This window comes from Paenibacillus sp. S33 (assembly GCF_053615415.1).
Window position 1 is genome coordinate 1,333,333 of record NZ_JBSIEZ010000001.1, and the last position, 13,119, is coordinate 1,346,451.

General features: G+C 47.8%; 9 protein-coding genes. All 9 read left to right on the forward strand.

The genetic code is table 11. From position 1 onward, the window contains the following. Positions 1-228 precede the first annotated feature (228 nt). The 9 genes from gltB (at position 229) to ACWGXJ_RS06260 (ending at position 13,117) form a co-directional block, all read left to right on the forward strand. The gene (gltB, locus tag ACWGXJ_RS06220; RefSeq protein ID WP_452566411.1) at positions 229-4,827 is read left to right on the forward strand and encodes a glutamate synthase large subunit; all 4,599 of its coding nucleotides are present in this window, start codon (positions 229-231) and stop codon (positions 4,825-4,827) included. A 326-nt stretch (positions 4,828-5,153) separates the two neighbouring features. Then, positions 5,154-6,791 (forward strand): sensor histidine kinase, encoded by a 1,638-nt coding sequence (locus ACWGXJ_RS06225; protein WP_061830283.1) that lies wholly within the window; start codon positions 5,154-5,156, stop codon positions 6,789-6,791. Positions 6,792-6,907: 116 nt separating this feature from the next. Next, on the forward strand, positions 6,908-7,546 hold the full coding sequence (locus ACWGXJ_RS06230) for a response regulator (protein WP_069291324.1): 639 nt from the start codon (positions 6,908-6,910) through the stop codon (positions 7,544-7,546). Positions 7,547-7,820: 274 nt separating this feature from the next. Beyond that, positions 7,821-8,564, forward strand: a complete 744-nt coding sequence (locus tag ACWGXJ_RS06235; protein WP_023987416.1) for a YveK family protein — start codon at positions 7,821-7,823, stop codon at positions 8,562-8,564. Beyond that, a complete protein-coding gene (locus ACWGXJ_RS06240; RefSeq protein ID WP_013309150.1) occupies positions 8,548-9,186 on the forward strand; it encodes a CpsD/CapB family tyrosine-protein kinase in 639 nt (212 codons plus the stop codon). Before ACWGXJ_RS06235 ends, ACWGXJ_RS06240 begins: the two co-directional genes overlap by 17 nt. 39 nt (positions 9,187-9,225) lie before the next feature. Beyond that, the gene (gene galU / locus ACWGXJ_RS06245; protein WP_013309151.1) at positions 9,226-10,119 is read left to right on the forward strand and encodes a UTP--glucose-1-phosphate uridylyltransferase GalU; all 894 of its coding nucleotides are present in this window, start codon (positions 9,226-9,228) and stop codon (positions 10,117-10,119) included. A 16-nt stretch (positions 10,120-10,135) separates the two neighbouring features. Then, positions 10,136-10,834: a sugar transferase gene (locus ACWGXJ_RS06250; protein WP_013309152.1), complete on the forward strand. Its 699-nt coding sequence runs from the start codon at positions 10,136-10,138 to the stop codon at positions 10,832-10,834. Further along, positions 10,834-11,769 (forward strand): glycosyltransferase, encoded by a 936-nt coding sequence (locus ACWGXJ_RS06255; protein ID WP_061830280.1) that lies wholly within the window; start codon positions 10,834-10,836, stop codon positions 11,767-11,769. The genes ACWGXJ_RS06250 and ACWGXJ_RS06255 overlap by 1 nt, the downstream gene beginning before the upstream one ends. 10 nt (positions 11,770-11,779) lie before the next feature. Next, positions 11,780-13,117, forward strand: a complete 1,338-nt coding sequence (locus tag ACWGXJ_RS06260; protein ID WP_452566412.1) for an O-antigen ligase family protein — start codon at positions 11,780-11,782, stop codon at positions 13,115-13,117. Positions 13,118-13,119 lie beyond the last annotated feature (2 nt).

Here is a 13,119-nt window from a genome sequence, read left to right on the forward strand (position 1 = left end):
AGAACTAATTAGATTCATCAGTGGAATCGACGTATTTTTCAAGTCAAGCCATTGCATAATTATTGAAAAACATACGCATTCGGCGGACCGTACCGCCTTGAATACGTCACATGTTTTGTCCCCCATTCCTCGTAGTTGTTCTTTGAGTTACCTCTTGTCGCCACTGTCTTCTATTCGGCCGCCTGTATTTCAGGCCAGCATGACTTTATAACAGAAAGGTTGCGTTCCATGAGACAGACAGGTTTACCACCCAAACAGGGACTATATGATCCCCAATTCGAAAAAGACGCCTGCGGCATGGGCTTTGTTGCCCACATCAAGGGAAAACCATCGCACGATATTGTAAGTCAGGCTTTGACCATGCTCGTGAATATGGAGCATCGGGGCGGTCAGGGAAGTGAACCAAACTCCGGTGACGGAGCAGGGATTATGATTCAGGTCCCTCATCTGTTTTTTCAAGAGGAAGCGGAGCGATTGGGCTTTAAATTGCCAAAGGCCGGACATTATGGCGTGGGTATGCTTTTTGTATCCAATGATCCAAAAGTTCGTGAAGTGCATGAGCAGAAGCTAAGAGATATCATCGTGGACGAAGGTCAAAATTGTTTGGGTTTTCGCGATGTTCCAACTTATGACGAAATGCTGGGTAAATCGGCAAAAGCAGCTAAACCAGGCGTGCGTCAGGTATTCATCGGTCGCAGTAGCGATTTGAAGGAAGAGCTGGACTTCGAACGGAAACTGTATGTCATTCGCAAACGTGCAGAGCTTGCTATTCGCTATAACCAAGAGGATGAGAACGGCGAGTCGTTCTATATTCCAAGTTTGTCATGTCGCAAGGTTGTATACAAAGGAATGCTCACAACCGAGCAGGTAGGAAAATTTTATTTGGATTTGCAGGATGAGCGGGTGACATCGGCGATCGCGCTGGTCCATTCCCGTTTTAGCACGAATACGTTCCCGAGCTGGGACCGTGCGCATCCTTATCGTTTTATGATTCACAACGGCGAAATTAATACTATGCGCGGCAACGTGAACTGGATGCATGCTCGCCAGGCGCAGTTTGAAAGCGAAGCGTTTGGCGGAGATATCAAGAAGGTAAAACCAGTCATTAACCCAGATGGCTCAGATACAGCCATGTTTGATAATACACTGGAGTTTCTGTATCTGAGCGGACGTTCCCTTCCTCATGTAGCCATGATGATGGTGCCGGAACCTTGGAACAAGCATGAAACCATGGACCCGAAGAAACGGGCATTTTATGAATATCACAGCACTATGATGGAGCCGTGGGACGGACCGGCTGCGATGGCGTTTACAGACGGTATCCAAATCGGAGCCATTCTCGACCGCAACGGTCTGCGTCCTGCACGTTACTATGTGACCAAGGACGATCTGATCGCACTGTCTTCAGAGGCGGGCGTATTGGATATTGCTCCTGAAAATGTGCTCTATAAGGATCGTCTCCGTCCAGGTCGTATGCTGCTGGTTGATACTCAAGAAGGCCGTATCGTTTCTGACGAAGAGTTAAAGGAACGTATTGCTTCCGAGGAACCTTATCAGCAATGGCTGGATGAGCACTTGGTTGATCTGGATGAGCTGCCGGAAGCACTGGAACAGCCGGAGCCAAAACATGAAAATGTAAATCAGCTTCAGCTCGCTTTTGGATATACGTTTGAAGAACTGCGCAAAATTCTGGAGCCGATGGCACTTACAGGTGCAGAACCGATTGGTTCAATGGGGTACGATGCACCATTGGCGGTGCTGTCTGATCGTCCGCAACGTTTGTACAATTACTTTAAACAAATGTTTGCTCAAGTCACGAACCCGCCGATTGACGCCATTCGTGAAGAGATTGTAACGTCAACCGCAACTACGATTGGACCAGAGCGCAATTTACTGCATCCAGAACCGGAAAGCTGTCGTCAGATTCGTTTGGATTCGCCGGTGTTGTCGAATGAGGAGTTTGCTAAAATTCGCCACGTACACCGTCCTGGCTTCAAATCGATGACAATTCCGATCTTCTTTGAAGCGAAGGAAGGCGCTGAGGGCTTACGCAAGGCGCTGGAAGGATTGTTTGAGGCGGCTGACCGTGTCATTGACAAAGGTCATAACATCCTGATTTTGTCCGACCGTGGAGTGGATGCGGAAAATGCGGCCATTCCGGCGTTGCTAGCTGTTTCCAGCCTGCATCACCATCTGATTAAGCAGGGTACACGCACACGTGTGAGCATTTTGCTGGAGTCCGGGGAGCCAAGGGATATTCACCATTATGCGGTGCTGCTTGGCTACGGTGTGAGCGCGGTTAATCCGTATCTGGCTTTTGAAACGCTGGATGTCATGATTCAGCAGGGCTTGTTGCGCGGCATCTCGCACGAAAAGGCAGTTAAAAATTATATTAAAGCGGCAACGAAGGGTGTCGTTAAAATATTGTCCAAAATGGGTATTTCCACGATTCAGTCGTACCGTGGAGCACAAATTTTTGAGGCTGTAGGTCTGAAGCAGGATTTTGTTGACCGTTATTTCACCTGGACACCTTCCCGCATTGGCGGTATTGGTCTGGAGGAAGTGACTACGGAAGCGCTGGTTCATCATAACCGTGCTTTCACTGACAAGGACGGCAACGACAAAGTACTGGATTCGGGCGGCGACTATCAATGGCGTAACGATGGGGAAGAGCATTTGTTTAACCCGCAAACGGTGCATTTGCTCCAGCAGTCGGTACGCTCGGGAGACTACGAGCTTTACAAGAAGTACGCCAAGCTGGTACAGGGTGAATCTGAACAGTATTTGACGATTCGCTCCATGCTTCAATTGAAGCCTGCTGGTGAGCCTGTGCCGTTGGATGAAGTGGAATCCGCTGCATCCATTATGCGTCGCTTCAAGACAGGAGCCATGTCCTTTGGCTCGATCAGTCAGGAAGCGCATGAAGATATGGCGATTGCGATGAATCGGATCGGGGGCAAGAGCAATACGGGTGAAGGTGGGGAGAACCCTGCACGTTTCATACCGGATGCCAATGGCGATTCTCGCCGCAGTTCGATTAAGCAGGTAGCGTCGGGCCGATTCGGTGTAACATCGAATTACTTGGTGAATGCCGACGAAATTCAGATCAAAATGGCGCAAGGCGCTAAGCCGGGCGAAGGTGGACAACTGCCAGGACGTAAGGTATACCCTTGGGTCGCTGAGGTACGTGGTTCTACGCCTGGAGTAGGTTTGATTTCACCACCGCCGCATCACGATATTTATTCTATCGAGGATTTGGCAGAGCTCATCTATGATCTCAAAAACGCCAATCCGCGTGCTGACATTAACGTGAAACTGGTGTCAGAAGTAGGCGTAGGCACGATTGCTACAGGAGTAGCAAAAGGCCGTGCTGACATTATTCTGGTCAGCGGTTACGACGGTGGTACAGGCGCTTCCCCGCAAGGCTCCATCCGCCATGCGGGTATGCCCTGGGAGCTGGGCCTGGCGGAGACGCATCAGACGCTAATGCTAAACAACCTGCGCGACCGCGTAGTATTGGAGACAGACGGCAAGATGCTGTCTGGCCGCGATTTGGTAGTAGCTGCCCTGTTGGGCGCGGAAGAATACGGCTTCTCTACAGCGCCGCTCGTAGCGTTGGGCTGTATTATGATGCGGGTATGCCAAATGGATACATGTCCGGTTGGTGTGGCTACGCAGAATCCGGAGCTACGCAAAAATTATATGGGCGATCCTGCCCATGTGGTGAATTTTATGCGTTTCATCGCAGAAGATGTCCGTGAAATTATGGCGGAATTGGGCTTCCGTACGATTCAGGAAATGATTGGACGTACGGATTGTCTGGATACCGTGAACGCCGATTCGCACTGGAAGAAGAAGGGCGTAGACCTGAGCTTGCTGTTGCATGTTCCTGAGTTGGAAGAAGGTAGTGTACGTTACCGTGTACAACGCCAAAATCACGGTCTGGAAGAAACACTCGACATGCAACAGCTCGTATCGATGGCTGCGGAAGCGCTGGAGAACGGAACGCCTGTTGAGGGTACCTTACCTATTACAAACGTGAATCGGGCGGTAGGAACGATTCTGGGCAGCGAGGTCACCCGTAAGTATGGAGCGGCGGGTCTGCCTGAGGATACAATTCGCTTTAACTTTATTGGATCGGCAGGTCAGAGCTTCGGGGCATTTATTCCGAAAGGCATCACGCTGAGCGTGGAAGGCGATAGCAATGACTATGTTGGTAAAGGGCTATCTGGCGGTAAGGTTATTGTGAAAAAGTCTCACAAAGCGACCTTTAAGGCAGAAGAGAACATTATTATCGGAAATACAGCTTTGTATGGAGCGACCAGCGGTGAAGCTTACATTAGCGGAATCGCAGGCGAGCGCTTTGCCGTTCGGAACTCCGGCGCACGTATTGTAGTTGAGGGCGTTGGTGATCATGGTTGCGAATATATGACGGGCGGACGTGTAGCTGTATTGGGTGGAACCGGACGGAATTTTGGAGCCGGAATGTCCGGAGGTATTGCCTATGTCTATGACCCTGAGGGGACGTTCCTGAGCCGTTGTAATCTGGAAATGGTGTTGCTGGAAGGTGTGGAAGATCCTGCAGAAGCAGCGGATTTGCGCGGCTTGATTCAACGCCATGTCACTTACACGGGTAGTGAAGCGGGACAACGTATTTTGGATGATTGGCAGACTGCGATTCAGCAGTTTGTACGAGTGATTCCAAAGGATTACAAGCGTATGGTTGAACAGATCCAAAAAGAAGAGGCAACTGGTTTGAGCGGAGATGAAGCTCTGTTGGCAGCATTTGAAGCCAATATGCGTGAATTGGCGCGTGCCGGGGGCTAAAATGTAGACTACCAAACTTACTAAAAAAGGACTCGCTGAATACCGCTGTTATAATCACGGTGGTACCAGCAAGTCTTTTTTAGGTTACAAAAATGTGATTTATTTCCTTGACAAACGTCATAAATTCTGACATTACCCCCAAAATGTTTTCCTGAAACGGTAAATATGTTATAAAAAGTACCAAATTTTTTGGAATGTAACCGTTTACGTAAGAGTTTATGTCTTGTTATTTATTTTTGGATTGGTTATGATTTTTTTAGAGTACACAAACACAAACAAACCTAATATGCCCATCGTCCCTTCAAAACACAGAATAGGGTGACAGGATGAAGTTGAGGAAGTCAGCAGAAGACCAAATGATTTTTTTATACCGTTATGTATCACTATCTTTAACGTCACTTGTTTTTCTGTTCGAATCATCTAGATTAATCGTGTGGCAGAAGCTATTACTGATTGGTTTTCTATTTTTATCCGTTACAGCATTTACTTGGATTTACCGTAAATACAGACTTCATGATATGGTATTGAAATGTAGCATTGCACTAGAGACAGCAGGGATCATTTTGTTGTTGTTCCCAACCGGAGGGATGGATAGCCCGTTCAAATGGTATGTGATTACCCCCATGCTGGTGGCTTGTGCTCATCTGTCTATGAGATACAGTTGGACACTCCTCCTTTCTTATATCGGCTTGGTGCTTACATTTTGTTATATCTTTTTTACACCAGGTCAATATTTTTTGTGGGATCTTATATTGCAGAACATCAATTTGTTTCTGGTACTGATCGCAACTACGATGGCAATGCAGGTTATCGGCGTCATGAAGGACGAACTGAAGGTGGCTAAAGAACAAGCCAATGAGACGATGGATCATATCAAGTCGATTTACCACATCATGGAGACGACCAGCCACAATGAGGCTTTAAATCTCGGTCAGGTCATCTCGGACTATACGGTCAAGCTAACCAAGCAGAGCCGTGCATTTTTCTGGCTGGATAGTCAGGAGGAGGATGCACCGGAAAGCAGCCAGACAGGCTGGACGGTAGAGGAGGAGGAGCAGCTATTCGAGGAGCTGGGGAATTATCGGGAGGAATTCAGGGAAGAGCGTGAACCATTTTTTAGACATCTGCCAGAATGGGGCGATTTCCTCATGATTACCGTACCGATGACGACCCGTTTTGTAGCGACGATTGGCCTCAAGCTGGGCCCGGATCAAAGTCTGACAGGAAGACGCTGGCTCGTGCAACAACTGATATTCTTGGCTGAGCTGAGCGCTGTGTTCTTGGAGCGCTATGAGCTGGAGCGTATTGAAAACCAGCTGATTGTGACGAATGAGCAGAACCGGATTGCAAATGAAATGCATGACAATGTTTCTCAAAGTCTTTTTGGTATTGTGTACGCAACGCATTCTCTCCGGCAGACCTGGTGTCATCAGCCAAAGGAGCAGGTGGAGGAGCAAATTGATCTAATTCAGCAATCAGCCAACCAAGCGGTTAGAGAGCTGAAAGGGGCGATTCATAGTTTAAGTTCGAAAAAAAGCGGAGGCTCAACTTGGTTAGGGACGGTGAAAAGTCATCTGCATACACTCTCCAAGCTGAACCATGTACAAATTGATTTTGACATTCATGGTGATCATTATTCACTTCCGTATTTGTACCAAAAGGCTTTATTCCGCATCATTTCCGAAGCGGCGGGGAACGCAATCCGTCATGGATTGGCCAAGCGAATTGATGTGAAGTTAAAATTGACGCCCCAAGTGATTAGACTGTCTATTCATGACGACGGAGTAGGGTTTGAGACGGCGAGAATGGTAGCAGGAGGTGAGGCGGTCAGTGCAGGCGGGGGCCTGGGCATGATGAATATGGAATATTTAGCTCAATCGATGGGAGGCGAATTTGATATTTCAAGTCGAATCGGAGAGGGAACACAGATCCGATTGTCCATTCCGGTAAATGCTTATGAATGAGGATTTTGCAAAATCCTCGAATAAAATGTGTGAACATTCTGCAATACAAAATCTGCGGTAACAATCGGATACATAGGGATTATGCAAATCCTGAACTGTAGACAGGAGGCCGAATCATGAAAATTGTCATTGTCGATGATCATCCTTTAGTACGGAAAGGACTCGCCGCGGTTATATCCATGCAGCCCAATGTTCAGTTTGCGGGAGAGGCCCAGAATCAACAGGAAGCACTTGTGGTGATCGAGGAAACGGATCCGGATCTGGTGCTGCTGGATTTGAAACTAGCTGATGAATCGGGGCTGGATATTATCAAGATAGCGCGCGGACGCGGTTTCAGAAGCAAATTTATTTTGCTGACTTCTTCCGCAACACGTGAAGATTTTCTAAAAGCAGAGGAAGCTTCCGTGGACGGTTATGTGCTTAAGGAAGCATTGCCTGAGGAACTAATTTACGCGATTCATCTTGTCAACAAAGGACGCAAATATTATGATCCGGCTATTCTCGAAAACAAGCTGCGTGAAGATGCGGGCAATCTGACCGACGACCTGACGCCAAAGGAAAAGGAAGTGCTGGTCGAGCTGGGACAAGGAGCTTGCAATCGTGAAATTGCATCCCGGTTATTTATCAGTGAGTTCACAGTCAAAAAGCATGTCAGTCAGATCTTGGCCAAGCTGCGGCTAGCGGATCGTACGCAGGCAGCATTGTATGCCAATGCCATCGGTCTGGCGAAGTACGAGCCAACAATGATGCGCTGACTCTATAAGCTACGCTGCACTTTCATATGCGAGTAGAAAGAAAAGCCTCAAAATCACCAAGCTTTGTGATTTTGAGGCTTTTTTCGATTTCTTTTTCCATAATCGACAAAGCATGGTACAAAAGTATACCATGCCGTATCCGAAAGTATACATTCCCCTCCCCCCGTAGTGAGGGAGAAAGTGCCATTCGGTTCCATGTCGTTCAGACAACGGATTGTTACAATTAGATCATACTTAAAATAAGAAGAGAAATTGTGTAGGAGGGAGGATTTTTGTGGAGAAAACCATTTTGGATTATCTAGTCCTGATCAAAAGAAGATTGTGGCTGATCGCAATTTTTGTCATTCTCTCATGTGTAACAACATACTTTGTGAGCGACAATGTCGTGAAGCCAGTCTATTCCGCTTCAAGCCAACTGCTGGTTAATCATATTTCCGCCAAGCAGGGGAGCAACAATCTGAACGACGTCAACACAAGTCTTAATTTGGTGGAAAGCTACAAGCAAATTCTCACTTCACCTAAAATTATGGACGCTGTTGTAGCGGCTCATCCCGAGTTCGGTTTGACGCAGCAGAAGTTGGCAGAGAAACTGCAGATTAAATCCTCGGATAAAAGTCAGGTTATCGGTTTGACGTTTGAGGCAGGGAGCTATCCACAGGCCGCAGCGGTTGTAAACGCGGTAACCCAGAAATTCGTACAGACAGTTCCGGGATTGATGGAATTAAATAATGTGAAAATTTTAAATGAAGCGGACCCTCAGGCCAATCCTGACCCGATTAATGGGAACCCGCTCATGAATATTGCGATTAGTTTTCTCGTATCGCTGATGATTGCATTGGGCACGATTGTGTTCCTAGAAAGCATTAACGGTACGCTGCGCTCGGAGAAAGAAGCGGACGCGGACATCGGTATTCCGGTAATTGCATCGATTCCAGTCATTCGCAAGAAGGACGTCGATGGAGCAGCCGGAAATTCCAAAGAACGGGTAGGGGAGCGTAAATATGCTGCGATTGAATGACATGTTGATTACAGAAAGTAATCCATCATCGTATATCTCGGAATCATTTCGATCCCTCCGTACATACATCCGGCAGCAGGTGATTGGGCAAAAGGACCGTGGCACGGTTCTATTGTTGACCTCGCCGGAAAGCGGAGCGGGTAAAACAACACTGCTCGCCAACATCGGAGTTTCCTTTGCACAAGAAGGCAAGAAGGTGGCTCTGGTGGATTGCAATCTGCATAAACCAGCGCTGCACGAGATATTCGGAATGGAGAATACCGGAGGTCTATCGGCTTATTTGCGCGGTGGGGCTTCTTCCAAGTCTATCGTTAGACATGGTGGCCTGGAGCTATCGGTTGTTCCCGGTGGAGACACCCTGTACAACGCAGCAGATCTGCTCGGTAGCGAACGTATGGCTGAGCTATTGGAAGAGCTCAAACGTGAATATGACATCATTTTACTCGATTCGGCTCCGGCGCTGAATTATACGGATGCTCGCCTGATTGCAGGCTTAACGGATGGTGTGATTCTCGTCGCTAGACATGGTCGTACCAAACGGGAAGATCTACGTAAAACAAAGCAACTCATGGAGCAGGCCAGTGCGACGCTGGTTGGAATTGTGATGAATCAGGTGAAGTAAGCAACACCAAAATTCGATGAAGCAAGGAGAATGAGTGCGATGACGAAAAGAGTGAAAAAGGCCATTATTCCAGCAGCAGGGTTAGGTACGCGCTTCCTCCCTGCCACAAAAGCGATGCCTAAGGAAATGCTTCCAATTATCAATAAGCCTACGATTCAATATATCGTGGAAGAAGCGATTGCTTCTGGTATTGAGGACATTATTATCGTTACGGGTAAAGGCAAACGTGCCATTGAGGACCACTTTGACAACGCATTTGAGCTGGAATCCAAACTGCTCGAGGACGGTAAGCTGAAGCTTCTGGAGGAAGTACAGCGTTCTTCGGGAGTGGAAATTCACTACATTCGCCAAAAAGAACCCAAAGGTCTCGGACATGCGGTATGGTGCGCAAGACGCTTTATCGGGGACGAGCCGTTTGGTGTGCTGCTGGGCGATGATATCGTAACAGGTCAAAAGCCTTGCCTGCGCCAGCTGATGGATCAGTATGAGGAAACTCAAAATTCGGTTATCGGTGTGCAGCGGGTACCACAGGAATTTACGAACCGGTACGGCATCATTGAACCGGATCAGCAGGACGGACGCTTGTACCGAGTGAATAATTTTATAGAAAAACCGGCTCCAGGCACAGCGCCATCCGATTTGGCTATTATGGGTCGCTACGTGTTCTCGCCGAAAATTTTCAAATATCTTGATCTTCAAGAAAAAGGAGCTGGCGGCGAAATTCAGTTGACGGATGCGATCCAAAAGCTGAATCAGAGTGAGCGTGTGTACGCCTATGATTTTGAAGGCACACGTTATGACGTAGGTGAACGTCTTGGATATATTCTAACCACACTTGAATTTGCACTTGCCAGCGATGATTTGAAGTATCCGGTTATGGAGGCCATGAATGAATGGTTGAAAAAGACCGAGAAAGCAACCACGGCAGGTTGAGAGGGGGTACGTCAGCATGAGCATGGAAAATTTACCGGAGGACGGCGAGGCTGTCATGTCAGGTAAAGCGTTTTACATGCCATACGGAAATACACAAATTCAGGATAAAACGTCCTACCTGGTCACAAAACGCCTCCTTGATATGCTGCTGTCGTTCGTGGGCTTGATCGTCTTGCTTCCGCTTTTTGTAGTGGTAGGCGTTTTGATTAAGCTCGAAGACCCAAAGGGAAGCGTGTTTTTCAAGCAAACTCGGGTGGGCAAGAATGAGAAGTTATTCGATATGTATAAATTCCGTTCAATGGTGTCCAATGCTGAGGAACTGAAAAAGGACTTGATGGAGCTGAATGAAGTGAGCGGCGCCATGTTCAAAATTAAAAACGATCCTCGGATCACGAAAATTGGCAGTTTTCTGCGCAAGACGAGTATTGATGAGATTCCGCAGCTGTGGAACGTGTTGGTCGGCGACATGACTTTAGTCGGTCCGCGTCCGCCGTTGCCCAGCGAGGTCGAGCAATATTCCGATTATGATAAGCAACGCCTGATTGTAACACCGGGATGTACGGGTTACTGGCAGGTGAGCGCACGTAACAGTGTAGGCTTCGAAGAAATGGTGCAAATGGATTTGAAGTATATTCATGTTCGCAATACGTGGCTCGATTTGAAAATCATCATGAAAACAGGCGTTAAAATGCTGTTCTCCAAGGATGCTTACTGATGGATGCATTCAAGCGATGTCCCGCAGTGTCCGTCGTTATTTGCACCTATAACCGGGCGGACCTGCTGGAGAAAACGTTAATGTCCCTGCTGGAGTTGGAAGACCTTGCACTGGCTGAGATCATTGTGGTCGATAACCGATCCACTGATCATACAGCAGCGACGATCAAAAGGTTCACCGTCGCCCATGGTCAGAATATCCATCTCCGATATCATTATGAGCGCGAACAAGGACTGTCTGCTGCTCGTAATGCAGGCATTACGTTATCAAGAGCGGAAGTCATTGCTTTTCTCGATGATGATGCAATTCCGTGTGTTACATGGTTGCAAACGATTATGTCAGCATTCGGGAACAATCCTGAGCTGACGGCTATGGGTGGGAAAATTGACCCTATGTTTGAGACGGAACGACCGGGTTGGCTGACAGGCCCGCTTGAACTGCCTTACACGATTATTGATCTGGGCAAAGCCGTTCGTGAATATCCGTCGGGACTGAATCCATTTGGAGCGAATATGGCGATGCGCAAAACGGCTTTTGCCGCCGTTATGTTCCCGCTTCATCTAGGCAGAAAGGGAGATATCCTTCTATCTGGTGAAGAATCGTGGGTATTCGAGCAAATCCGTAAAAATGGTGGGACGATTATGTATCATCCACACATGTCTGTGGAACATTTTGTGCCTGCTTCACGGTTAACGAAAGAATGGATCATGAACCGCTACTATTGTCAGGGCATGTCTAACGCGGCTCAGGCCGTAGGTCTGCGCGGCAACGCGATGCTGATGGCGAAGACGGCAGCCAAAGTGTTATACATCACTGTGGATTCCCTGCTGGCGCGTAGTGAGGGCAGGAAGCTGTTGAACCGGTGCAGGCTTGAAAGTATCCGTGGGACGCTGGATACACTGCGCAACCGGAAAAGCGAGTCAGCTGCGGGGTGAAAGATGGAACATGAGTAACTATCCTTGGACTACTAGAATAAACACCATACAGCATGTTTTTATTTTTCTACTGGGCGCTCTTGCTGTAGGAATTGCGGCTACCTATCAGCCGGTGGTCAGTATTGCGGCGGTATGTTTACTGCTCTTGCTGGCTGTTTCCATACATCATCCGGAGCGCATCAGCTACGCTGTTTTGCTAAGTACAGCAGTCTCAGTCGATTCTCTGTATCAGGGTGGCGTGTTCGGTATTGAGATTTTGTCATTGTACAAATTGGGCATTTTGGCTCTGCTGGTGCCGTGTATGCTCGTGTATGGCATACGTCTCAAGTTCAGCTATCCGGTCTGGGCATTGGTGATCATGCTGGGGATCACATTTGGATTTTCAGCATGGCTGCCTTTGTTAACGACCTCGATTGCCGTCAAGGCGTTCGTCGGTTTATCACTCCCTTTCTTTTTTTTACTGATCCAGTGGAAAAAGGATGTGGCAGAAAAGCATATCCGACTGATCAGTTTGTTGCCCATTATTAGTGTGGTCATTGGACTGGGTTTGCAGGTTCTAGGGCTGCATTCGTTTACGGATGTAGAATTTACGGGCGCAGTCAGAGTACAAGGAGCGAATATACCGCCGCATCTGGCAATGCTCTCCTTTCTCGGAATTGCCGTCTCTCTGATTGAGGTCAAGCGTAGACCCAAGCAAGCCGCTTTTTATTACACTGTGTTGGCACTGAACTTTCTGATTCTGATCGCCACCGGTACACGTGGACCGATTCTGGCATTGTTATTAATGTTTGCTGTGTATCTGTTTGATATTGCCCGTCAGTACCTCAAGGGGAAAGTCAATTATTTGCTACCGCTGGCCGGATCGTTTTTGGTTGCTCTGGGGGCGGTGGCCCTGCAATGGAACAATTTAAAAAAACGCTCCTTCGAACGGGAGACCGATACAGGCATTGACCTATCGGGACGCTCGGAGGCATGGGAATATTTTTTGAACAGAGTACATGATTACCCTTGGTCAGGGAGAGGTCTTGGCGCGGTAACGGTCGCGAACGACGGGACATTATTCAATGGCTTTGTTGTACCGCATAACGAGTATATACGCTTTTATTTTGACACGGGATATATCGGTTGCGGGCTATTAATGCTTTCATTGCTGATCGTGTTCGCGCTCATTTACCGGTCGCTTGCCAAGTCTATCAAACCTTATTTTGCAAGCTTAGTTGCAGGCTTTCTGATCTACTCGTTTTCAGATAATACGTTGTCGACGGTTCAGATGATTATTCCATTTTGCTGGTATTTGAACGCGTTATACCAGACATCTACTCAAACCGATTTTCGCAAAGAGAAGTGATA